Raw genomic sequence first — 23,111 nt, 5'->3', positions numbered from 1 at the left:
AGCTAAGAGTTGGGACTTTATCCGGCAGCTAATGCCGGATTTTTTTCTACACTATTTTTACCCGGATATCTGGAGGCACCATGCCTGATTACAAAGCACCGTTACGTGACATGCAGTTTGTATTGCATGAGGTATTCAAGGCGGAAGAATTTTGGCAAGAATTTGCTGCGCTTGGCGATGTCAATCGCGAATTAGCGGATGCGATTTTGGAAGAGAGCGCCAAAATCAACGAAGGGCTAATCGCACCACTGAGTCAAAGCGGCGATGCCGAAGGGGTTAAGTGGAACGATGGCGTGGTGACCACTCCGGCAGGTTATCCAGAAGCGTTTAAGCAACTGGCCGAAGGCGGTTGGGGCGGTCTGTCAGGCGAGGAGCAATACGGCGCTCAGAATATGCCCAAAATGCTGATTCTGTTGTTTGAGGAGATGCTCTATTCCGCCAATATTGCCATGGGTTTGTATTTAACTTTGACCTCTGGCGCAGCGTTGGCGATAGCGAACCACGCCAGCCAAGCCCTGAAAGATAAATATTTGCCGAATATGTATAGCGGCAAATGGGCGGGGGCGATGTGTTTAACCGAGGCCCATGCCGGTACCGATCTAGGCATGATCAGAACCAAGGCCGAGCCCCAAGCCGACGGCAGTTATGCCGTCAGTGGGACCAAAATTTTTATTACAGGTGGTGACCAAGACCTGACGGAAAATATTATCCATTTGGTGTTGGCCAAGTTGCCAGATGCTCCCGCGGGCTCAAAAGGTATTTCCTTATTTCTGGTGCCAAAAATTCAAGTGAACGACGACGGCAGTCTGGGTGATGCCAACGGGGTGACTTGTGGCAGCATTGAACACAAAATGGGAATTAATGCCTCGGCCACCTGCGTACTGAATTTTGATGGCGCCCGGGGCTATCTCGTAGGGGAAGTGAACCGGGGCCTTCAGGCCATGTTTACCATGATGAACTACGAGCGCTTATCGGTGGGTATACAAGGTTTGAGTGCTGCTCAGACGGCGTATCAGTGGTCTGCTGAATATGCCCTTGATCGCACCCAGAGCCGCTCGCCCAGTGGTGTGCAAAACCCAGATGCGGCTGCCGATCCCTTGGTGGTTCATCCCGATGTGCGGCGTATGTTGTTAACTCAAAAAGCGTATGTTGAAGCGGGTCGTGCCTTTGCTGTGTATGTGGGTAAACAGCTGGATACCGCGAAATATGCCAGTGGCGAACAGCAGGCCAAGGGGGCGGCGTTGGTGGAATTGCTAACGCCAGTGGCCAAAGCATTTCTTACCGATAAAGGTTTTGAAGGCACCGTGCTGGGTCAACAAATCTTTGGTGGCCATGGCTATGTCAAAGAGTGGGGCATGGAGCAGCTGGTAAGAGATGTTCGCATCAGCCAAATTTACGAAGGCACCAATGGTATTCAGGCGCTGGATTTAATGGGTCGTAAAATTGCCAGCAATGGTGGCAAATACTTGACACCCCTGTTGGCCGACATCCGGGGTTTTGCGGCGGAGAACGACAGCGTGGCGGGGTTGGATGAGTTTTTACAGCCTATGCTCGCTGCCGCGGATAATCTGGAATCCGTCACCGACTATGTGCTGGAGCAAGCTTCGGCCGGGGATGCTAATGCGGTGGGTGCTGCGTCGGTGGAGTATCTGAATGTTATGGGCTTAACGTTATACGCCTATATGTGGGCCTTGCAGTGCAAAACGGTTTTAAGCGGTGACAGCCAGCAAGGCGAAGCCTTTGATCAATCCAAACTGCATACCGCCCGTTTCTTTGTGCAGCATTTGTTGCCACAAGCCACGGGGTTAAGCGAGTCTATTCGCAATGGCAGCGGTAGTCTGATGGCTATTCCCGCCGACGCTTTTATTCAAGGCTGATCGCAAATACAGACTCCCCCGCGGCGTCCTTGGCGGTGGGGGTGTTCTGCTGAAGCCGCTTATCAAGCAGCTTGCTCCCTTTCGCCGAGGCCTCAATAATTGAAATTTACGCCGTCTTCGCTGCCAATGCGTTATAATGGCGGGGCGAATATTGAGGTGATATTAAATGGAAAACGAGCACAACAAACTCTATCCAGAAGATCAGGCCCGGGTCGATCAGTTTTTAAAAAGCGGTTACAACGAAACCGAACGCAAACCGTTTCGGCCGTTAAAACTGCTCTTTATTCTGGCCATTATGGTTTCAGCGCTTACTGGCACCAGCTTGATATTGGCATGGGTTGCTGGCGTTTATTAAAGATATTGAGTTGGTCTTGGTATAGCAGGGAGCAAGGCCCTGCTTATTGATTGCCTTGGGCAATCGGAATATCAATTTCACCATTCACTTCCAGGGGTAAAGGCGGTTGAGCCAACGAGGCGCCGTGGATGAAGTAAGGGTGAAAGCCGTAAACAATGAGTCCAAGTTCGTCACCCACTTCCAGTTGTTGAGAAACGCCATTCATTTCCAGTAATTTTGTACCGGTGCCTGTTACTGGCAATACTTGATCATTAATCAAAACTGCATCGCTGCCGCTGGCGGCAATGCGGCCTAAACCGACATACAAGGTGTTGCCATCGCCGTTGCCACCACTGAGCTCAAGTGATGCCAAGGGAATACCCGCCAACGTTGATGGGGTGGCAATGGTTTGCAGCGGAATAAACTGGGGTGGGGCGGTGAGCTGACGAAGTAAGTCAGCGGGCAGCAGGTTCACGATATCCCCGGCGGAGTCAGCCAGCGAGGCGGGATCAGCTAAGCCAGCCAATACCTGTTGGAGCAGGCTCAGGACTTGGGGTGGCAGGGTTTGCAAGGTGGTGAGGAGCGTATCCAGCGGCAGGTTCTGTAATAATGTGACGAGGCTGTTCAAGCCACCGGGAATAACCTGAGATGACGGTAGCGTCATGATTTCGCCGCCACGGGGCACCTCGTTAAAGGTCTGGCCGCTTTGTTCACTTGCCAAGCTAAAACAGATATCGGGTAGGGCAAAGGTGGCGGCGTCGCCACTGAGTTTGCTGCGTAAAAAGTCCATTGCCACGTCGCGGGTATCGAAGCTGTCGCCATTGCAGTACAAGGTGGCGTCGGTGCCAAATAAAATTTGATCACCAGCGGTTTGCAATCCCGGCAGAATGTGACCGTCGCGCTGTATTAATAGGTGAGTGTCCAGTCCTTGCGCTTTCCAGCATTCGTAGTTTTCGACAGCCTCGTTAATATTGAATAACACATCGTGACTGCCTTGAATAAATAATGCGTCGGCGCTGGATGAGCTGCGCCCCATCTCGCCTTGACAGAATGAGCGTGGGCTATGCCCGGCTAATTTAGTAATGGCATCGTCATTGATATCGCCAGTGGTGGTTGCTTCAAGCAGCGCTTGGTTTAGATACGGAGCGAGGTTGCCCATGGAAGCCACCGCAAGCAGGTCTAGCCAAATATTTTTGGGGGTATTGCCTGGATAAAGGCTATAGGGCAGGTGACTCCAGGTTGCCATGGGCACCAGCGCGTCAAAGCGCGTGTCGACGCTGGAGCATACCGTTTGAAAGCCGCCGCCATAAGACAGGCCAATGGCGCCAATTGCGGGATCACTGTCGCGATAACCCAGGTTACTCAAATTGGCCTCGGCCCAGTCGATAATACGGGAAACGTTATCGCAATCTAAGTCGGGATCCATCACCGTAATGTCACCCCCGCTGTCGCCAAAGCCGCGCTGGTCAAAGCTAATGACGTAATAGCCTTCTTCCAACCAAGACCGCCCCGCAACATCGCCAGAGACATCGCTACTGGTAAAGCCTTGTACCGGGTCTTGGTTTTCGAAATCTTTGATTCGAGACAAACCAAAACCGTGGCTGTGAATAACGAGGGGCACAGCCTTGCCGCTGGGGTTGTCTGGCACAAATACGCTAAAGGCAATATCCTCGCCATCTGCGGCGGGAATGATTTGATCAAAGTGGTTTTTGTTTTCGGCGGTGCCGCTGCCGTTTTGGTGCTGCAAGCTCGTATTTTCCTCTTGGTCGGGCGCGTTACTGCCACCGGAGCTGGAGCTTCCACCGCAGGCAGTGAGCAGGACTGCAAAAAGAGTCGTGGCAAATAAGGAAAAGCGTGCGTTAGGCATTGTTATTATCTCGGATTATGTATTCATATCTCACATCCAAAGTATACGTGCTTCTAATATTGCCCGCCTATGTCAGCTGAGACGGTTTTGCTGCTGTCAGCTCGGTCAATTCCCTGTTATGTGACAGGGTAGGCATGTGATGGCGGGGCGCAAATATTGAGGGGGATGGATATGTCGAGAAGTGTAAGAGATAGAAACAGGGGTAGAGGATTAAGTTTTGATCAGTAATATAAATGCTTTTTCAATTATTCGTGCTGACTATCATAATGCGGTGCATTGCAAAGCCATAGTTGGTCTTATGGACTGCTACGCGAAAGACCCAATGGGAGGCGGTCAGGCCCTGTCCGATGCGGTGCGGGATACGCTCTGCAGCGAGTTGGCAAAAATCCCTGGCGCAATCACTTTACTGGCAATGGAGGGTGACCGAGGCGTGGCTTTGCTTACAGCCTTTACTGGTTTTTCTACTTTTCAGTGTAAGCCGTTATTTAATATCCATGATGTGATTGTGTTGCCTGGGTTACGTGGTCGTGGTCTGGCTCAACGCTTACTGGCCAGCTTGGAAGAGCGGGCTGTCGCGACAGGATATTGCAAGCTCACCTTAGAGGTGTTGTCAGAAAACCACATAGCCCAGCAGGCCTATCGGCGATTTGGTTTTACTGATTATGCCCTTGATCCAGCTGCAGGGAAGGCTCTGTTCTGGGAAAAGAAACTGTGAGCAGGCTTTAAAAGGTTTTGTCACCGGGCTACCCTCGGTGCTGGGTTAATAACATCAGGATGCAATGTAAATGAAAGGGACGATACTGGATTTTTCTGAACAAACGGCCCAGGGCGTCATTTCTGGCAATGACGGGGGTCGCTATAACTTTGACGCTTCTGAGTGGAAAGGTGGTAGCCCGGCACGGGCAGGGGTGGCCGTGGATTTTGTGGTTGAAGGCGATAAGGCTCAAGGTGTATATCCCGATTTGTCGCTAGCGACTGCATCATCCAAAAAAGTTGCTGCGGCTCTGTTTGCCCTTTTTCTTGGTGCCTTTGGAGCCCATAAATTTTATTTGGGCTACAACAAGCAAGGCGTGATTATGTTGGTGGTTTTTTTGCTGGGGTTTGTGCTGCTGGGTTTGCCCTCGCTTGTTATTAGCATTATCGCGTTTGTGGAATTTATTCTTTACCTCATTAAGTCTGATGCCGAATTTGAACAGACGTATGTGACCGGGAATCGGCCCTGGTTTTAAGTAAGCCTAAAGGGTCTTTTATGTCGCAGTACAAAAATATTGTTGTGTTAACCGGTGCCGGGATTTCTGCAGAGTCTGGCATCAAAACCTTTCGGGCCAGCGATGGCCTTTGGGAAGAGCATCGAGTGGAAGATGTGGCAACGCCCGAAGGGTTTGCCGCCAACCCGGAGCTGGTGCATCAATTTTATAATAGTCGTCGTCGCCAATTGCTTGGCTTTGAGGTGGCGCCTAACCCTGCTCATAAAGCGCTTGCCGAGCTGGAGGCACGGTTAAACGGCAATCTGCTTTTGGTTACCCAAAACATTGATAATCTTCACGAGCGAGCCGGTTCTGGAAATGTGCTTCATATGCATGGTGAGCTGCTCAAAATGCGCTGTGCTTATACTGATCGCATATATGAAATTGACGGCGATATTAACGAGCAGAGCCGCTGCGCCTGTTGTGGCATGCGTCAGAGCTTGCGTCCCCATGTGGTCTGGTTTGGCGAAATGCCCTTATACATGAACCAAATTTATGCGGCGCTGGAGGGTTGTGAGCTTTTTATCTCGGTGGGAACCTCCGGTAATGTCTACCCAGCAGCAGGTTTTGTGGAAGTTGCCCGGAGCGTTGGTGCAGACACCGTTGAAATTAACTTGGAGCCTTCGGCAACGGAGTCTTTGTTTGCGGAAAAACGTTATGGTTTGGCCAGTGTTGAATTACCCGCCTTTGTTCAGGAAATTCTGGCCGACCCAGTTCGGTAGCCCTCGTATCTAAGTTGCTGGCTATTGGTAGCTAAGCATAAATTACGCTTGCGAACCATTAGCTAATTTCCTAAGCTGTTGCATTCTCTAAAACAGTTTTTCCCTTGTGTGAGACGCGCTTCTTGCTTTGATGACGCTCTCAGGCAACAGGGTTTAAGGAAATCGACATGAATCTAGATGCGCTTCGCGACCACAAGTTTGAGCCAATTGTAGTCAATTACACCGATAAGGACACGATGCTTTATGCCCTGAGTTTGGGTGCAGGGCAGGATGCTGAAGAGCTGGATTTTGTCTTTGAGAAAAACCTCAAAGCATTGCCCAGTATGGCGGCAGTCTTAGCGCACCCCGGTTTGTGGCTAGCAGATAAGAAGTTTGAAATAAATTTGGTGAAGTTGCTGCACGGCGAGCAGCGCATTGTTTTTTATCAGGATATTCCTGCCGAAGGTGAAATTCGTGGCGAGTATCGCGTTGACGCAGTGCTGGACAAGGGGGCGGATAAAGGCGCGCTGATGTATTTTGCCAAAGACCTCTACGATAATGGTAGTGGCGAACTGCTTTGCTCGGTGTTGTCCACGTATTTTTTACGGGGTGATGGGGGTTGTGGCAGTTTTGGTGATACCCCAGTCGCTATGGCCGCGGTACCAGAAACGGCTGCAGATTTTGTCGATGAAGTGTTGATCGATGAGCGCGCGGCGTTGTTTTATCGTTTAAATGGTGACCGTAACCCGATTCATGCTGACCCTGAACTGGCTAAAAAAGCCGGTTTCCCGGCGCCGATTCTGCAAGGACTCTGTGCCTACGGCATTTGTGGCCTCTCTATTGTCCGCCAAGCCCTGAATTATGATCCTGCAAAAATGGGGTCGCTCAATCTGCGGTTTAGCTCCCCGGTTTTTCCCGGTGAAACACTGAAAGTTGAAGCCTGGAAAGTTGAGGGCGGTATCGCCTTCCGCGCCTTTGTTAAAGAGCGTGAAAAACTGGCGATTAATGATGGTTTTGTCGCGCTAAAAGCCTAAGCGCTCACCAAACACCAAATGAATTAGCGCTGCCCCAGACCGTCATAGCCCAGACCACAGCGATGTGGGTTGGGCTATGTTAGTTGGTTTTTATAGCCGCTTGTCGACTTGCGGTTTATCGCAGGCGAGGATTAAGGGTGTACTGCACTGATAGTTTGGCAGAATCCAGTACATGTCCCTCAATTGCTTCTAAAACTTCGTCGCCAGTAAATTCTCCTTCCACGGCACAACGTTCCACATCCAGTGCATACAATACAAAATCGTAGTGATGCATGATGGAGTCGTTCCAGGGTGGGAAGGGACCGTCATAACCAAAGTACTTGCCGCCCATATCCGGGTCGTCACCAAACCACTCCCGATAATTGTTTATGCCGTGGCGCGTTGAGAGCGGACCGTCGGGGCCTTGTTTGCCGCCGGGGGTAAAACCATCAGAAAACTGACCTTCTTCAATGGCGGATACGCTGGGGGATAGGTCGACCATGACCCAGTGATAAAAATCTACCCGGGGCAGTTCGGCGGGGACTTCTTTACCTTCTTGGTTTACATCGTCGCCTGCGGAGGGAACGCTTCGGTCTACGCAAAGCAAAACTAATGATTTGGTGCCTTCAGGTAGATCGCTCCAGGCCAAGGGTGGGTTTTTGTTTGGGCCAAGGGTGGCGTGATCGGTTTCGTGGGGAAGCCCGGCGCAATAATCGGCGGGCATAAATTGCTGGTCTTGAATAGCAGTACTGGTCAACTTCATTGCGGTTTACCTCGATAAAATAGTGGGTAAAAAGAAAGGGCTGTGCAAAGCTGGTTTGCAAAAGATTAAATGCTTGTTGTCGCGATACTGCCCAATGCCCGTTGGAATCTCAACCCCGGCGATGCACGCGGTATTCGCTTGGCGATAGTCCAATTACCTTTTTAAATAAGCGCGAGAAATAATAGGCGTCGTCGTAGCCCACCGAGGACGCAACTTGTTTCACCGATTGGCCGGTGCTGTCCAGCAGGTAGCAGGCGCGTTGGATTTTCATATTAATAAAATACTGAATAGGCGATTGACCACTAAGAGCCTTAAACTTTTTGGTGAAGTGATATTTGGATAATTTTGCGCTGGCTGCCAGTGCATCCAGGTTGAGCTGGCCGTGGATATGCTCCTGCATAATGGCGCGGAGTCGCTCCCAGTCCAAAGCTTTGCCGCTTTGGGGGCGTTGTTGGCGGACCAGTAAGGCCATATAGCTCAGCATGGCCTGCAACTGATGGCTGCCTTGAATAAACTCGGCTAATTGATAGGTGCTGCGCCGCAGCTCCGAGAGGCCATCAAAAATCCGCACAATTCTGGGCTGCACACCAATATTGAGTACCGGGGTGGTAATGTGGGTGTGATGGTAGAAGTCGTCTGCTAGCTTACCGTCGTAATGCAGCCAGTAAATGGTCCAAGGGTCATTTTTGTCGGCTTGGTAGCTGTGGGCGTGATCCCGTTCAAGCAATATCAGATCACCGCTGCTAATCTGATATTTGCGGTCATCACTGGTCAAGGTGCCTTTGCCCGCAGTACAGTAGATGAGCAGATAGTTGTTGTTTTGGCGTCTGGCCATTTGGTGGCCGTAGGCGGCGGGGTAATATCCCATGGCGACCGGATAGAGACCTTGCGAGAGAGGATGCTCGGCCAGCTGGGTGACGATAAATTGCGGCGTCAGAAAGCGGATACCCTCTGGAGGGAGGGGCCAGTCAGAGGTAATGGCCATTATAAGTATCTGTAATATAGGAAAATGTTGTTATACCCAATAATATAGAAATAACGATAAACTAATCGCAATATAGTCCATCAACTCGGCAAGATAATCAATCCACCCCAGGTGGACTATGTGCTTAGATAATGTCCTTTTTTAAAAGGCCGCCCGGAATGGCCGGACAGCCACTGATCCTAAAATCATAAATGGGAGAAAATCACTATGGCTGCTGAAGCTGCTGTTGCCGCTACTGAAGAAGCAAAAACCATTGCTGCGTTAATTGAGCGTTCGCGCAAGGCGCAAGCCCAAATTGAGAACTACACTCAGGAGCAGGTCGACGAGCTGATCACTGCGATGGTATGGGCTGTGGCCCAACAAGACGTGGCAGAAAAGATCGCGCAATTCACCGTTGAAGAAACGCAACTGGGTAACTACGAAGGTAAGTACCTGAAGATCTTCAAAAAAACCCGTGCGGCATTGTTTGACATTATCAACGACAAATCCGTGGGCGTGATTGCTGAAGACAAAGAACGCAATATCGTCAAAATTGCTAAGCCAGTGGGTGTGATCGGTGCATTGACGCCGTGTACTAACCCTGAAGCAACCCCCGTGATCAAGTCGATCTCTGCTGTAAAAGGCCGCAACTCCATTATTATTGCGCCGCACCCACGCTCTAAGCTGACCAACAAAATGATCTGCGACCTGATGCGTGAAGCGCTGAAAGCTTGTGGCGCGCCAGAAGATTTGGTGATTTCTATCGACAGCCCGTCTATGGAGCTGACTGGCGAGCTGATGAAGCAGTGTGACCGTATTCTGGCCACGGGCGGTGCGCCAATGGTTAAGTCTGCCTACTCAAGCGGCACCCCTGCGTTGGGCGTGGGCGCGGGCAACGCGGTGATCACCGTTGATGACAGCGCTAATCTGGACGAGGCTGCTGAGAAGATTCGCATCTCTAAAACACTGGATCTGGCTGCATCGTGTTCTTCTGACAACGCGGTTATCGCCTTTGAGTCTATTAAAGACGAGTTGTTGGAAAAGCTGGTTGCTCAAGGCGGTTACATTTGTAACGAAGAAGAGAAGGCCAAGCTGCAAGGCATTATCTGGGAAGACGGCCACATCGCCTCGCGTATTGTTGCCCAGCCAGCAACCGTACTGGCCGAAATGGCGGGTATCGAAATGGCTGATGACCGCACTTTCTTAATTGTACCTGAAACGGGTGCAGGCCCTGCTCATCCCTTCTCCGGTGAGAAAATGTCAGTGGTCATGGCTTTTTACACGGTGAAAGACATTGATGGCGCCATTGCGCTGACCAATGAAATTCAGGCGTATCAAGGCCAAGGCCATAGCTGTGGTATCTACTCTTACAACGACGACCATATCCTGAAGTTTGCTTTTGCTACTAAAACCTCACGGGTGATGGTGAACCAGCCTCAGGCACCGTCAAACAGCGGTAACGTCTGGAATGGTATGCGTCAAACCTTCTCGTTGGGTTGTGGTAGCTGGGGTGGTAACGCCACCAACAACAACATCACCTGGGAAGACCTGATCAACGTCACTTGGATATCCAAGCCGTTGGCAGTGAACAAAGAGTTGCCAGCGGATGAGGTTCTGTTCGCCAGCGCCATTGCTAAACAGAAGTAATCCTGCCTTTCGCAGCAGCCGCTTCCCGTTTGGGTGCGGCTGCCTGTCATTACAAGCGTGATGAAAAACGCCAATAACACAAGAGACTGTTATGGACTTTAATCTTACTGAAGATCAGAAGGCCTACGCTGAAAGTGCCCGCTCCTTTGCCGAGGGTGTTTTTATGCCGAATGCTGCCGAGTGGGATGCGGAACATATTTTCCCTAAAGACGCCTTGAAAGCTGCTGGCGAACTGGGCTTTATGGGGCTGTACACGCCAGAAGAGGCGGGTGGCCTTGGTATGAGCCGCCTGGATACCAGCGTCATTGTTGAAGAGCTGGCCAGAGGCTGTACCTCTACGGCAGCTTTTTTAACCATTCACAATATGGCAACCAGCATGATCGGTGCCTACGGCAACACCGAGACCATCGAGAAATGGTGCCCTGAGCTGGTGACCGGTGAGAAGCTGGCGTCTTACTGCCTGACGGAGCCCGGCGCGGGTTCTGATGCGGGTAATTTGCGCAGCACTGCCAAAAAAGACGGCGACAACTACATTGTTAACGGCAGCAAAATGTTTATTTCTGGTGCTGGCGATACGGATGTGCTGGTAGCCATGCTGCGTACTGGCGATGCCGACTCGGGTGCTCGGGGTATCAGTGCCTTTGCTATTCCCGCCGATGCCGATGGCATTAGCTACGGCAAAAAAGAAGAGAAAATGGGTTGGAACAGTCAGCCTACTCGTGCCGTCACCTTTGAAGACGTGGTTGTACCGGCCAGTGCGATGCTGGGTAGCGAAGGTGAAGGTTTTAAAATTGCCATGAAAGGGCTGGATGGTGGTCGTATCAATATTGCGACCTGCTCCATCGGCACCGCTCAAGCGGCTTTAGAAACCGCGGTGGAGTACGTAAAAGAGCGCAAGCAGTTTGGGCAGGCGATTGCTGGTTTTCAAAATACCCAGTTCAAACTGGCAGATATGGCGACCCAGCTGGTGGCGTCTCGGCAGATGGTGCGTCTGGCGGCCTTTAAACTGGACAACAAAGACCCCGAAGCGACAACATACTGCGCGATGGCCAAGCGCTTTGTTACCGATGTCTGCTTTGATATTTGTAACGACGCCCTGCAATTGCACGGTGGCTATGGTTACATTAAGGAGTACCCATTGGAGCGCCATGTTCGCGATAACCGCGTTCACCAGATTCTGGAAGGCACCAATGAAATCATGCGGGTCATTATTGGCCGCCGTCTATTAATGGAAGGTTCACTGGAGGTTGTTAAATGAGCAGCTATAGTCCTACAGAAAAATTAAAAGTTGAGATCATCGAGCACACCGCCCTGGTCACCATCGACAACCCAGGCGCAAATACCTGGGATGTGGAATCTCTGACGGGTTTAAAAACACTGGTTAACAACCTGAATGCCGACAAAAATATTTACGCGCTGGTCATTACCGGTGCCGGTGAAAAATTCTTTTCAGCGGGCGCAGACCTGAAATTGTTTGCCGCTGGCGACAAAAAAGTGGCCTACGACATGGGCGTTAAGTTTGGTCAGGCATTTGAAACGCTGGCCGATTTCCGTGGCGTCTCAATTGCTGCAGTAAACGGCTTTGCGATGGGCGGTGGTCTGGAGTGCGCGCTGGCTTGCGATATTCGTATTGCAGAAGAACATGCGCAAATGGCACTGCCTGAAGCCAAAGTGGGATTGCTGCCCTGTGCAGGCGGTACCCAGCGCTTACACCAGCTGGTGGGCACCGGTTGGGCCAAGCGTGTCATTCTTTGTGGTGAGCGTTTGAAAGCCGCTAAAGCCTTGGAAATTGGCTTAGTAGAAGAGGTTGTGCCCACTGGTACGGCAAAAGAGGTGGCGTTGAAGTTGGCGGCGCAGGTTGCCCAGCAGAGCCCTGTAGCGGTCACCATGTGTAAAACACTGGTACACCAGGCTCGGGAAGAAACCATCCCCAAAGGTTTAATGTTGGAGCGGGAATTGTTTGTTGAACTGTTTGATACTGCTGATCAAAAAGAAGGTGTCAATGCCTTTCTCGAGAAACGCAGCCCGGAATGGAAGAATGCCTAATGTCTGAAGAGCTGAAAGACGAAGTTCTATTTGAAGAACGCCGCTCTGCCAGCGGTCCGGCGGTGGGGGTAATTACCCTCAACGTTCCCAAAACGCTCAATTCGCTGACCTTGAACATGGTTGAGTTGATGCAGGCCAAGCTGAAAGAGTGGCGTGATCGCAGTGATATTGCCTGTGTTTTTATTAAAAGCGCGGGTGAGAAGGCGTTGTGTGCCGGGGGCGATGTGCAGGCGCTGTACCGCTCTGCTGTTGAGCAACCCGGTGGTCCTTGCGAATATGCGGAGTCCTTTTTTGAGGTTGAGTACCGGGTTGATTATGCCCTGCACCAATTTGATAAGCCGGTGATCGTTTGGGGGCATGGCATCGTGATGGGTGGCGGCATGGGTGTTTACGCCGCTGGCAGCTATCGCGTGGTGACGGAAAAAACCCGTCTGGCCATGCCTGAAGTCACTATTGGTTTGTACCCGGATGTTGGCGGCAGTTATTTCCTTAATCGCATGCCAGAAAACAAAGGCTTGTTCCTGGCGTTAACCGGGGCCAACTTTAATGCTGCGGATGCGCTGTATCTGAAGTCTGCAGAAGGCTTTATTGAGCATCAGTACCAGGAAGAAGTGCTGGATGCACTGGCTGATACCGCATGGTCGACTGGCGTGGCCGATAATCACGAGCGTGTTTTGGATTTGCTCAAAGGCTTTACCGATCGCTGTGCAGCCAATATACCGGCTGGCAATGTTGAAGCCGCGGCAGCGGAAATTGATGCGCTGTGTCAGGCCGGTGACGATGTTGCCGTGATTGAGGCGATTGCCAATGCCGAAAGTGATAATACATGGGTTCAAAAAGCGGCTGCCGCTCTCAAAGCTGGCTCGCCATTAAGTGCCCGTATTATTATCGAGCAGCTGCGCCGCACCCATGGCGCCAGCCTCAAAGAAGTGTTTAAAGGCGAACTGGCCCTGTCTACTCAGATTGTCCGTGGCACCGAGTTTGCCGAGGGTGTCCGGGCTTTATTGATTGATAAAGACAGAAATCCAGCGTGGAAGTACGCCACTGCGGCTGAGATTCCTGCTGAGGAACTGGCCAGAATGTTTGAGTCACCGTGGGAAGAGTCACCGCTGGCTGATTTGTAAGGGTTTGGCGTTTTCGCCATTAAATAGTGACTGCAACCGGCCCGTGCCTGTTGCAGCGTTTCGCAAGACAATAAACAGGTGAATATCATGGCAAATGTTGCATTTATCGGCTTGGGCAATATGGGCGGCCCAATGGCCGTCAATCTGGTAAAAGCCGGCCACTCGGTAACGGTTTTTGATTTGGTTGACGCGGCAATGGACGCGGTCGTTGCAGAAGGTGCCAGCAAGGCCAGTTCTGCTCTTGAAGCACTCGCAGCTGCGGATACCGTTATTACTATGCTGCCAGCAGGTAAGCATGTTGCCGGTTTGTATTTGGGTGACGAAGGTCTGATAGCCAAAGCTGCAGAGGGCACCATCTTTTTAGATAGCAGCACCATTGACGCTGACACCGCGCGCAAAGTGGGCGAGGCGGCAGCGGCTCGCGGCCTTGAAATGCTGGATACGCCCGTTTCTGGTGGTGTTAAAGCGGCGCAAGCAGGCACCTTGGCATTTATGTGCGGTGGTAGCGAAGCGGGCTTTGAGCGCGGTAAAAAGATTTTGGAAGGTATGGGTAAAAATATCTTTCATGCGGGTGATCACGGTGCTGGCCAGATTGCCAAAATGTGTAACAACATGCTGTTGGCGATCCACATGGTGGGTACCGCAGAAGCGCTGCAACTGGGTGCGAACAATGGCCTGGACCCCAAAGTACTGTCAGAGATCATGCTGAACAGTTCGGGTCGCAACTGGTCGCTAGAAGTCTACAACCCTTACCCCGGTGTAATGGAAACGGCTCCAGCCTCTAACGATTACAAGCCCGGTTTTATGGTGCAGTTGATGTTAAAGGACTTGGGTTTGGCAATGGAAAACAGCCTGACAACCCAAAGTGCCGTGCCAATGGGGTCTTTGGCCCGTAGCCTGTACGCGTCTTTTGCCTCTAAAGGTAATGGTCAGCGTGATTTCTCGGCTATTCTGGAATCATTTCAGGGCGAGTAAGTCGCAATTTCCTACCCGGTTTTATTATTTTGGGGCAGCGTTTCTTCGGAGCGCTGCCTTTTTTATGTTGCGACTCTTATATTGCTACGCCGTAAAGTGTGGCAGGGTGAGTGAATGTCTTCCTCTTGTACAGAAAACCCCTCTCAATCGCTCAGTGCTATTGTACTGATTGGTATGCCTGGTGCTGGCAAAAGCACTGTTGGCCGCCTGCTGGCTGAAAAACGTCAGTGGCCGTTAGTCGATACTGATGATTTGCTGGCGAATGATGCCGGTTGCTCCCTGCAAGACATTGTTGATCAGCAAGGCTACCGGCGCCTTCGGCAGATAGAAGAGGCGGTGATTTTAAAGGGTGATTTTACTCAGCAGGTGGTCGCCACCGGGGGGAGCGCCGTATACAGCGACAAAGCGATGGCGCACCTGCGGCGCTTTGGGCCACTGGTGTTTCTCAATGTGCCCTTGAGTGAATTGACGTCGCGCCTGAGCAATTTTGCGTTGCGGGGAATTGCCGCCGAGCCGGGGACGGGGATTAACGAGGTGTTTGCCCAGCGAATGCCGTTGTATCGTCAGTGGGCGGATGTGACGATAGATTGCAAAGACAAAGATGAAACTGCAGTCTGTGCCGCCGTACTGGCTGCGCTTGAATCGTAGCCGGTTTTTACTCGCAGGTATAAAGCGGCTCGTTTACGGTTGTGATGCTGTAAGGCTCTGCTTTAAGATTTACAGCCAGAATGATAAAAGGACATGCCTTCTACAATGCCTTTACAAAGCCAGACCTGTATCGAAATTTGCAAAGAGGACCTGAAGTTTTCAGGGGCGCATTTTACGATTTTTTCCGCCACGGATCGGGAGCGTCTCCACGGTCACAATTTTAAAGTTAGCCTGCTGCTTACTGCCGAAGTGGGCGACAACGGCATGTGCTTTAGCTATGTGGAAATTAAAACGCGTTTACGAGCGCTCTGTGCGTCGATAGATGAATACACGTTGCTGCCGGGAGAGTCGCCGTATTTGCAGGTCAACAAAGAGGGCAACTACTATCGCGCCGATTTTAATGGCGAAGAGATGCGCTTTCTTTGCTCAGATACGCTGGTACTGCCTATTCGCAATACTACGGTTGAGGAATTTGCCCGCTATTTACTGGAACGCTTGCTCGAAGATGCACCTTTTATCGAAGGCAATGAAATTAGCGAGTTGATTATGAAAGTTTCCTCGGGACCGGGACAGTGGGGTTCGGCCAGTTGGCAACGCAATGCCGGGGAGGTGCTATGACTAAGCTTTTGATTGTTACCGGCGGAAGTCAGGGCATTGGTCTTGCGGCAGCGGAGCGGTTTCAGGCCGAGGGCTATCAGGTGGTGAATATTTCCCGCCGGCCGACACCGCTGCAAAATGCCCTTCACATTGGCGCAGATATGGCTCAGTTGGACTGGTTGCAAGCTTGTCGCCAGCAACTGTTAGAGCTTGTCGCCAATGCCTCAGAAGTGGTGCTGCTTCACAATGCCGCCCGCCAGGAGTTTGATAAAGTCACTGATCTGGCGGCAGACAATTTCCGTCATGTGTTGCAGATTAATCTGGTCGCGCCCCAGGAGCTGAACCGCTTATTGATTCCCGAAATGAAGCGGGGGTCTGCGGTTATTTATATTGGTTCAACGCTCAGCGAAAAAGCCGTTGCTGGCACCACGTCATATGTGGCCAGCAAGCACGCGGTTATTGGTTTGATGAAAGCCACCGTCCAGGATTTAAACGGCAAGGGTATTCACAGCGCCTGTGTCTGCCCCGGTTTTACTGACACTGATATGCTGCGCAGCCAAATTGGCGGCAATCAGGAGGTGCTGGCCGCAATCACCGGTATGGTGACCCAGGGTCGACTGATTTCACCCGTGGAAATTGCCGACAGTATTTGGTTTTGCGCGACGAATCCAGTGATCAATGGCTCGGTGATTCATGCCAATCTGGGACAGGTGGAGAATTAATGAAAATAGGTATTATTGTTGGCAGTCATCGACAGCATTCCCAAAGTAGTAAAGTGGCCCGAAGCGTTGCCGCAAAACTGACCGCAATGACGGAGTGTCAGTCGGTATTCACCTTTGATCTTGCGGGCAATCCGCTGCCGCTGTGGGATGAGGGTGTTTGGGAAAACACCGAGGACTGGCAGGCAGAATTAACACCACTGATGTCGGAGCTGAGTCGTTGCGATGGTTTTGTGGTGATTTCTCCCGAGTGGAGCGGCATGGTGCCTGCCGGGTTGAAGAACCTGTTTTTGCTTTGCGCGAATGGCGAGTTGGCTAATAAACCGGCTTATATTATTGGCGTATCGGCTGGCGAGGGTGGCACGTATCCGGTGGCAGAATTGCGGAGTAGCAGTTACAAGAACAGCCGGATCTGCTACATACCGGAGCATTTAATTGTGCGCCGGGTTGAAAAGGTGTTTAACGACAACGCCGAAAATAATGATGAACGCAGCCATAATTACCTGAGTTCGCGTATGAATTTTGGTTTGGCGATGCTCTGCACCTACGCCGCAGCCCTGGCGCCCGCGCGCCGTTCTGGCGCTTTGGATATCGGCGATTATCCCCACGGTATGTGAGGCTGATCCCAGCCTTACATTACAAATCTTTTCAAAATGGTCGCTTAGGCACTAACTTTGCAACGTGTTTTGTGGAAGCAAATTTTGCAAATTTTTGGAGCTTGTTCGTCGACAGTGACGCTCTATCACGTTGGGTTCTCGTTACCGAAGCTAAGTAATAGCGCTAACGATGTAGGCATATTCCAAGATAGTTTCCTGCTGCCCAGCGAATGATGATCATAAGGAAGGGGCTGAGATAGTTTTACTTTTACGCCGTTTATTCGCGTCACTCTTTACTGGGGTATTCACAGAACTATTCGCCAAGTAAAGGTGCAATCGAACTGGATGCGGTGTACGTATCAGAGTAGAGTAAAGACAAGTCGAACGGATTTTTGAACATTCTCTCCACCTTTTTTCTTATCGCTTTATTGCGTAGTAGCACAGAAGGAGATTGCAGGAATGGGCATCTTAGAGAACATCCGAGAGCAATACCTCAGGGGCCAAGAAGAGGAAATGTCCCTTGAGGACTATCTCGACCTTTGTCGCAGCGACCCAATGGTTTATGCCACCCCGGCAGAGCGTATGCTGGCTGCCATTGGCGAGCCAGAGCTTATAGATACGCGCAACGACCCACGCTTGTCGCGTATTTTTTCAAATCGGGTTATTCCCCGTTATCCCGCATTTGCTGAATTTTATGGTCTGGAAGACGTGATCTCCCAGATTGTGGCTTTCTTTCGACATGCCGCCCAAGGTTTGGAAGAAAAGAAACAGGTGCTCTATCTTCTAGGCCCTGTCGGTGGCGGTAAATCGTCGATTGCCGAACGCCTGAAAAAATTGATGGAAGCCTATCCAATCTACGCGATTAAAGATTCCCCCATCAATGAATCACCTTTGGGGCTTTTTGATCCGCTGCGCGACGGCCCCCAGCTTGAAGAAGAGTATGGCATTCCTTCTCGCTACCTCACCGGCATTTCCTCGCCGTGGGCGATTAAACGCATGCAGGAATACGAAGGCGATATGAGCCAGTTCCGGGTGGTGAAAATTCAACCATCCGTGCTTAAACAAATTGCCGTTACCAAAACGGAGCCCGGTGACGAAAACAACCAGGATATATCTACCTTGGTGGGCAAGGTCGATATCCGCAAGCTGGAAGCCTACGCTCAGGACGACCCCGATGCCTACTCTTACTCCGGTGGCTTGTGCTTGGCGAATCAGGGCATGCTTGAATTTGTCGAGATGTTCAAAGCGCCCATTAAAATGCTGCATCCCTTGCTGACGGCAACGCAAGAGGGCAACTATAAGGGCACTGAAGGCTTTTCTGCGATTCCCTTTCAAGGCGTGATTTTGGCCCACTCCAATGAGTCTGAGTGGCAGAGCTTTAGAAACAATAAGCATAATGAGGCCTTTCTTGACCGAGTTTATATCGTCAAAGTGCCTTACTGTCTGCAGGTTTCTGAAGAAGTTAAAATCTACGAGAAACTGCTACGTGGTAGCTCCTTGGCCGATGCCAATTGTGCCCCCGGTACCATGGAAATGTTGGCTCAGTTCTCGGTGCTGACCCGGCTTAAGGAGCCAGAAAATTCCAGTATTTATTCCAAAATGCGGGTGTATGACGGCGAATCGCTGAAAGACACCGATCCCGCCGCCAAGTCTTATCAAGAGTATCGGGATTATGCCGGTATTGATGAAGGCATGAATGGCATGTCTACCCGGTTTGCCTTCAAGGTGTTGTCTGCGGTATTCAATTACGACAATTCTGAGATTGCCGCCAACCCGGTGCATCTGATGTATGTGTTGGAACAGCGCATTATGCGGGAACAATTGCCCGAAGATATGCAGCGTCAATATTTGGAATTTATCAAAGGCTGGCTGGCGGTTCGTTATGCCGAATATGTGGGTAAGGAAATTCAAACGGCGTATCTGGAGTCCTATGCAGAATACGGCCAAAACATCTTTGATCGCTATGTGACCTTTGCCGATTACTGGATTCAAGATGAGGATTATCGCGACCCAGAAACCGGTGCGATTTTTGATCGCTCCACTTTGAACAGCGAACTGGAGAAAATCGAGAAGCCTGCGGGCATCGCCAATCCCAAGGATTTCCGTAATGAAACGGTGAATTTTGTGCTTCGAGCCAGAGCGCAAAATGAGGGGCGGAATCCCAGCTGGACCAGCTACGAGAAGCTGCGAGAAGTGATTGAGAAGAAAATGTTCTCAAGCACCGAAGAACTGTTGCCAGTGATTTCGTTTAATGCCAAAGCCTCTGTGGAAGATAAACAGAAGCACGAAAACTTTGTGACCCGTATGGTTGAGAAAGGCTATACACCCAAGCAGGTTCGGCTGCTCTCTGAGTGGTATCTTCGGGTTAGGAAAGCAGGCTAAAACAATCACTGAATCAAGGGGCGAATTATGTCAATGATCATTGACCGCCGCCTGAATGATCGCAACAAAAACGCGACTAATCGCCAGCGTTTTATCAGGCGTTATAAATCCCAATTGCGACGATCTGTGGCAGATATTGTTTCAGATCGCTCCATCACCGATATGTCGCGGGGTGGGGAAGTGGGTATTCCGACCAAGGATATTTCTGAACCCAAGTTTCGCGTTGGCAAAGGCGGCGACCGGGATATGGTCCATCCCGGTAATCACAGCTTTTCCCCCGGTGACTTAATAGAAAAACCCCAAGGTGGCGGTGGCGGCGGCTCTGGAGATGGGGGCGGCGGCGAAGGCGGCGGTGGTGAAGATAACTTCATGTTCACACTCTCTAAAGAAGAGTTTATGAACCTGTTCTTTGACGACCTGGAATTGCCCCGCCTGGCCCGAACTGTATTGGGCGACAGTAATCAGTTTAAATTTCGTCGAGCGGGTTATACCCCCAGCGGTGTGCCCGCCAACCTGTCGGTAAAACGGTCTTTAGAGAACGCCATGGCCCGGCGGATCGCATTAAAGGCGCCATTAAAGCGGCAGCTCCGGGAGTTAGAGGAAAACGAGGGCAGCGAAGAGGACATTGCTGCCCTCAAGTCCCGTATTGAACGTATTCCTTTTTTGGACGAATACGATCTGCGTTTTCGTCACAAAGTGAAAGAACCCAAACCGATAAGTCGCGCCGTTATGTTTTGTTTAATGGATGTGTCTGCATCCATGTCAGAGCAAAAGAAAGATCTCGCCAAACGCTTTTTCACCTTGCTGTATATGTTTCTCAACCGAAAATATGAGCAGGTAGAACTGGTGTTTATTCGTCACACCTCTAATGCAGAAGAAGTAGACGAGCATTCATTTTTTCACGACCCTCAAACTGGCGGCACCGTTGTGATGTCGGCATTGAACTTGATGATTGAAATTATGGATGAACGCTACGACCCCGCCAGTTGGAATATCTACGGCGCGCAAGTCTCTGATGGCGATGCCTTTGGTAGCGATCCTCAGCGTAGCGCTGCGCGCTTGAGCAAAGATATTTTGCCCTCCTGTCGTTACTTTGCCTATGTGGAGATACCTGACAGCATGAGCAGCCTTACGCCATTGGGGTCGGCCTATAGTCAGATTCAGCACGAGAGCTTTGCCATGAGCACTGTTTTGCATCGCAGTGATGTATATCCGGTGTTAAGAGAGCTGTTTCAGAGGGAGACTGCATGAGTGACGCAAAAGAACGCATCCTCTCTCGAGGTGGGGATTGGAATTTTGAGTTGTTGCAGGAATACGATCGCGAGATCAGCAAATTGGCCAAAGAATATGGCCTTGATACTTATCCCAACCAAATAGAGGTGATCGCCTCAGAGCAAATGCTGGATGCCTATGCTTCGGTCGGTCTGCCTATCAGTTATGCACATTGGAGTTATGGCAAAGAGTTTATTCGCAATGAAGAGGCCTACCGTCGAGGTATGCGGGGCTTGGCTTATGAGCTTGTGATCAATTCCGATCCTTGTATTGCTTATTTAATGGAAGATAACAGCATGCCCATGCAGGCACTGGTGATTGCCCATGCCTGCTATGGCCACAATTCTTTTTTTAAAGGCAATTATCTTTTTAGGCAGTGGACCAGCGCCGACGGTATTGTTGATTACATGGTCTTTGCCCGCAAATATATTTTTGACTGCGAACAGCGTTATGGTGAATCCCGCGTTGAGGAAATGCTAGATGCCTGCCACGCCTTGATGGACCACGGCGTAGACCGGTTTCACCGGCCATCACCATTATCGGCAACAGAGGAATTACAGCGTCAGCACAACCGAGATGAACAGGCCTGGAAGCAATTTGATGATATTTGGCGGACGTTGCCAGAAAACAAAGCGCAGAAAAAAGAAAAGATGCCATCCAGGCAGGTTTTTCCGCCAGAGCCTCAGGAAAACATGCTGTACTTTATTGAAAAGTACTCGCCAACGTTAGAGCCGTGGCAGCGGGAAATTGTTCGCATTGTGCGCAAGCTGGCCCAGTACTTTTATCCCCAAGGCCTTACTAAAGTGATGAACGAAGGGTGGGCGACCTTTTGGCATTACACCTTGCTTAATGCCTTGTACGACCGGGGGTTGGTGGACGATGGTTTTATGTTTGAGGTATTGCAGTCCCATACCAATGTGGTGATGCAGCCCGGTTATGATCATCCCGCTTATTCTGGGATTAATCCCTATGCGCTGGGTTTTGCGATGATGAAGGATATTCGCCGGATCTGTGAAGCGCCCGATGATGAAGATAGGGAGTGGTTTCCGGATATTGCCGGTAAGGACTGGCGACAAGTGATGGACTTTGCCATGCGCAACTACAAGGATGAGTCCTTTATTAATCAATACTTGTCACCCAAGCTGATTCGCGAATTTCATCTCTTTGCTATTTCGGACAAGCATAAAGAGGATCATTTGCGTATCGACGCGATTCATAATGAAGATGGATATCGGGAAGTGCGCCGCACGCTTTCCAAACAGTACAACCGGGATATGTTGGTGCCCGATATTCAAATTGTACGCTATGAGCATATGACGGACCGTTCACTGGTCCTGCGTTATAACCGCCTCAAGGAGCGGCCTCTGTCTGATGAGGCCAAAGAGGTGATGAAACACCTCTGCTACTTGTGGGGCTTTAAAGTCACTATGGAAATTGTGGATGACGAGGCTGGCTTGGTCGATAAAATCGAAGTCAATCCAGTGAGTCACTAGTCTCCCTTAAAGTGGGCAGGCTCTTTGTTAAGAAAGGCGTGTAGCGCACGCTGGTGATCTTGAGTGTGATGGCACTGGGCTTGAACATCGGCGCAAAGATCCAGAAAGTCATCGAGTTCTTGGCGCTGGGCGACCCTCATTAAGCGTTTGCTTTGCCTCAGTGCCAGCGGCGGCTTACTGGCATAGCTGGCCGCATAATTTTCTGCCGTTGCCAATAATTGATCCTTGTCGACACACTCCAGCAAGAGCCCCAGGTTCCGTGCTTCTTGGCTATCGATAATACGGCCACTAAAGGTCAGTTCAGCAGCCCGTTGGTAGCCCACTAAACGCTGTAAAAACCACGCGCCGCCATCTCCTGGAATAATGCCTAAATTTACAAAAGTCTCGCCAAAGCGGGTGGCCTCACAGCCAATGCGTAAATCGCACATGCAGCACATATCAAATCCCGCCCCTACCGCTGCGCCGTTAACGGCGGCGATAGTGACAACCTCGGCATTAAATACCGCTCGGCTCATACGCTGTATACCCTTGCGATAGGCCTCGCTTATTTCCGCAGGAGAGCCACCAAACATACCGCGTTGCTCCGCCATCTCTTTAATATTGCCGCCGGAGCTGAAGGCGCTGCCCTGACCGGTAAAAATGACACAGGCAATGCGGATGTCGCTGTTGGCCCAGTCCAAAACAGCGCAGATGTCCTCTATGAGTGCAGTACCGGTAAGGGCATTACGAACATCGTCTCGTTGAAATTCGCAAATGGCGTAGCCATTACGATGCGTTAGTGTCGCATCTTGCAGAGAGGGCTGCTCTAACATGGCGATCTCCTGAAAACCGTCTTTAATAGCCTCG

Annotated in this window: 22 protein-coding genes; 18 read left to right on the top strand and 4 right to left on the bottom strand. The window is 50.8% G+C overall.

Annotated elements, in window-relative coordinates:
- Window positions 1-80: 80 nt before the first annotated feature.
- On the top strand, window positions 81-1,877 hold the full coding sequence (locus IMCC21906_RS13875; RefSeq protein ID WP_047012668.1) for an acyl-CoA dehydrogenase C-terminal domain-containing protein: 1,797 nt from the start codon (window positions 81-83) through the stop codon (window positions 1,875-1,877).
- A gap of 166 nt (window positions 1,878-2,043) precedes the next feature.
- Window positions 2,044-2,232: a DUF3094 family protein gene (locus tag IMCC21906_RS13870; protein WP_047012667.1), complete on the top strand. Its 189-nt coding sequence runs from the start codon at window positions 2,044-2,046 to the stop codon at window positions 2,230-2,232.
- A 43-nt stretch (window positions 2,233-2,275) separates the two neighbouring features.
- On the opposite strand, the gene IMCC21906_RS13865 is transcribed toward IMCC21906_RS13870, so the two are convergent.
- Window positions 2,276-4,078 carry an alpha/beta hydrolase gene (locus IMCC21906_RS13865; RefSeq protein ID WP_047012666.1) on the bottom strand — a complete coding sequence of 601 codons (1,803 nt, stop codon included), beginning with the start codon at window positions 4,076-4,078 and terminating at the stop codon, window positions 2,276-2,278.
- 217 nt (window positions 4,079-4,295) lie between these two features.
- Here IMCC21906_RS13865 and IMCC21906_RS13860 point away from each other — a divergent pair, with 217 nt between their 5' ends.
- The 4 genes from IMCC21906_RS13860 to IMCC21906_RS13845 all read left to right on the top strand — a co-directional run bounded on the left by IMCC21906_RS13860 (window position 4,296) and on the right by IMCC21906_RS13845 (window position 7,060).
- A complete protein-coding gene (locus IMCC21906_RS13860; RefSeq protein WP_231580274.1) occupies window positions 4,296-4,793 on the top strand; it encodes an N-acetyltransferase in 498 nt (165 codons plus the stop codon).
- A gap of 70 nt (window positions 4,794-4,863) precedes the next feature.
- On the top strand, window positions 4,864-5,307 hold the full coding sequence (locus IMCC21906_RS13855; RefSeq protein WP_047012665.1) for a TM2 domain-containing protein: 444 nt from the start codon (window positions 4,864-4,866) through the stop codon (window positions 5,305-5,307).
- 20 nt (window positions 5,308-5,327) lie between these two features.
- Complete coding sequence (cobB, locus tag IMCC21906_RS13850) at window positions 5,328-6,047, top strand: Sir2 family NAD+-dependent deacetylase (protein WP_047012664.1); 720 nt, start codon at window positions 5,328-5,330, stop codon at window positions 6,045-6,047.
- A gap of 167 nt (window positions 6,048-6,214) precedes the next feature.
- Complete coding sequence (locus IMCC21906_RS13845; protein ID WP_047012663.1) at window positions 6,215-7,060, top strand: MaoC/PaaZ C-terminal domain-containing protein; 846 nt, start codon at window positions 6,215-6,217, stop codon at window positions 7,058-7,060.
- A gap of 115 nt (window positions 7,061-7,175) precedes the next feature.
- Here the strand turns inward: IMCC21906_RS13845 and IMCC21906_RS13840 are convergent, their stop codons facing one another.
- Window positions 7,176-7,802, bottom strand: coding sequence for a YbhB/YbcL family Raf kinase inhibitor-like protein (locus IMCC21906_RS13840; RefSeq protein WP_047012662.1), 627 nt, complete (start codon window positions 7,800-7,802; stop codon window positions 7,176-7,178).
- 109 nt (window positions 7,803-7,911) lie between these two features.
- Entirely contained in the window at window positions 7,912-8,787 is an 876-nt protein-coding gene (locus IMCC21906_RS13835) for an AraC family transcriptional regulator (protein WP_047012661.1), read from the bottom strand.
- A gap of 207 nt (window positions 8,788-8,994) precedes the next feature.
- Here IMCC21906_RS13835 and IMCC21906_RS13830 point away from each other — a divergent pair, with 207 nt between their 5' ends.
- From IMCC21906_RS13830 to IMCC21906_RS13775, 12 genes are all read left to right on the top strand, one after another.
- Window positions 8,995-10,413, top strand: coding sequence for an aldehyde dehydrogenase family protein (locus IMCC21906_RS13830; RefSeq protein WP_047012660.1), 1,419 nt, complete (start codon window positions 8,995-8,997; stop codon window positions 10,411-10,413).
- A gap of 91 nt (window positions 10,414-10,504) precedes the next feature.
- Window positions 10,505-11,671, top strand: coding sequence for an acyl-CoA dehydrogenase family protein (locus tag IMCC21906_RS13825; RefSeq protein WP_047012659.1), 1,167 nt, complete (start codon window positions 10,505-10,507; stop codon window positions 11,669-11,671).
- Window positions 11,668-12,459, top strand: a complete 792-nt coding sequence (locus tag IMCC21906_RS13820; protein ID WP_047012658.1) for an enoyl-CoA hydratase — start codon at window positions 11,668-11,670, stop codon at window positions 12,457-12,459. Before IMCC21906_RS13825 ends, IMCC21906_RS13820 begins: the two co-directional genes overlap by 4 nt.
- Window positions 12,459-13,583, top strand: a complete 1,125-nt coding sequence (locus IMCC21906_RS13815) for an enoyl-CoA hydratase/isomerase family protein (RefSeq protein ID WP_047012657.1) — start codon at window positions 12,459-12,461, stop codon at window positions 13,581-13,583. Before IMCC21906_RS13820 ends, IMCC21906_RS13815 begins: the two co-directional genes overlap by 1 nt.
- Before the next feature lie 87 nt (window positions 13,584-13,670).
- Window positions 13,671-14,558: a 3-hydroxyisobutyrate dehydrogenase gene (gene mmsB / locus IMCC21906_RS13810; RefSeq protein ID WP_047012656.1), complete on the top strand. Its 888-nt coding sequence runs from the start codon at window positions 13,671-13,673 to the stop codon at window positions 14,556-14,558.
- A gap of 114 nt (window positions 14,559-14,672) precedes the next feature.
- A complete protein-coding gene (locus tag IMCC21906_RS13805; RefSeq protein ID WP_047012655.1) occupies window positions 14,673-15,206 on the top strand; it encodes a shikimate kinase in 534 nt (177 codons plus the stop codon).
- Between the two features lie 105 nt (window positions 15,207-15,311).
- Window positions 15,312-15,824 carry a 6-carboxytetrahydropterin synthase gene (locus IMCC21906_RS13800; RefSeq protein ID WP_047012654.1) on the top strand — a complete coding sequence of 171 codons (513 nt, stop codon included), beginning with the start codon at window positions 15,312-15,314 and terminating at the stop codon, window positions 15,822-15,824.
- The gene (locus IMCC21906_RS13795; protein ID WP_047012653.1) at window positions 15,821-16,525 is read left to right on the top strand and encodes an SDR family NAD(P)-dependent oxidoreductase; all 705 of its coding nucleotides are present in this window, start codon (window positions 15,821-15,823) and stop codon (window positions 16,523-16,525) included. Before IMCC21906_RS13800 ends, IMCC21906_RS13795 begins: the two co-directional genes overlap by 4 nt.
- Entirely contained in the window at window positions 16,525-17,139 is a 615-nt protein-coding gene (locus tag IMCC21906_RS13790; RefSeq protein ID WP_047012652.1) for an NADPH-dependent FMN reductase, read from the top strand. Before IMCC21906_RS13795 ends, IMCC21906_RS13790 begins: the two co-directional genes overlap by 1 nt.
- Window positions 17,140-17,577: 438 nt before the next feature.
- A complete protein-coding gene (locus IMCC21906_RS13785; RefSeq protein ID WP_047012651.1) occupies window positions 17,578-19,500 on the top strand; it encodes a PrkA family serine protein kinase in 1,923 nt (640 codons plus the stop codon).
- A gap of 27 nt (window positions 19,501-19,527) precedes the next feature.
- Window positions 19,528-20,751: a YeaH/YhbH family protein gene (locus IMCC21906_RS13780; RefSeq protein ID WP_047012650.1), complete on the top strand. Its 1,224-nt coding sequence runs from the start codon at window positions 19,528-19,530 to the stop codon at window positions 20,749-20,751.
- On the top strand, window positions 20,748-22,265 hold the full coding sequence (locus IMCC21906_RS13775) for a SpoVR family protein (RefSeq protein WP_082117486.1): 1,518 nt from the start codon (window positions 20,748-20,750) through the stop codon (window positions 22,263-22,265). The genes IMCC21906_RS13780 and IMCC21906_RS13775 overlap by 4 nt, the downstream gene beginning before the upstream one ends.
- Here IMCC21906_RS13775 and IMCC21906_RS13770 read toward each other — a convergent pair.
- On the bottom strand, window positions 22,262-23,077 hold the full coding sequence (locus IMCC21906_RS13770; protein WP_047012648.1) for an enoyl-CoA hydratase-related protein: 816 nt from the start codon (window positions 23,075-23,077) through the stop codon (window positions 22,262-22,264). The genes IMCC21906_RS13775 and IMCC21906_RS13770 overlap by 4 nt on opposite strands.
- Window positions 23,078-23,111: the final 34 nt, after the last annotated feature.

It is taken from the genome of Spongiibacter sp. IMCC21906 (assembly GCF_001010805.1).
Lineage (GTDB): Bacteria > Pseudomonadota > Gammaproteobacteria > Pseudomonadales > Spongiibacteraceae > Spongiibacter.
Note: the sequence above shows the minus strand (reverse complement) of the source record. Positions and strands in the feature narration are given on the sequence as shown.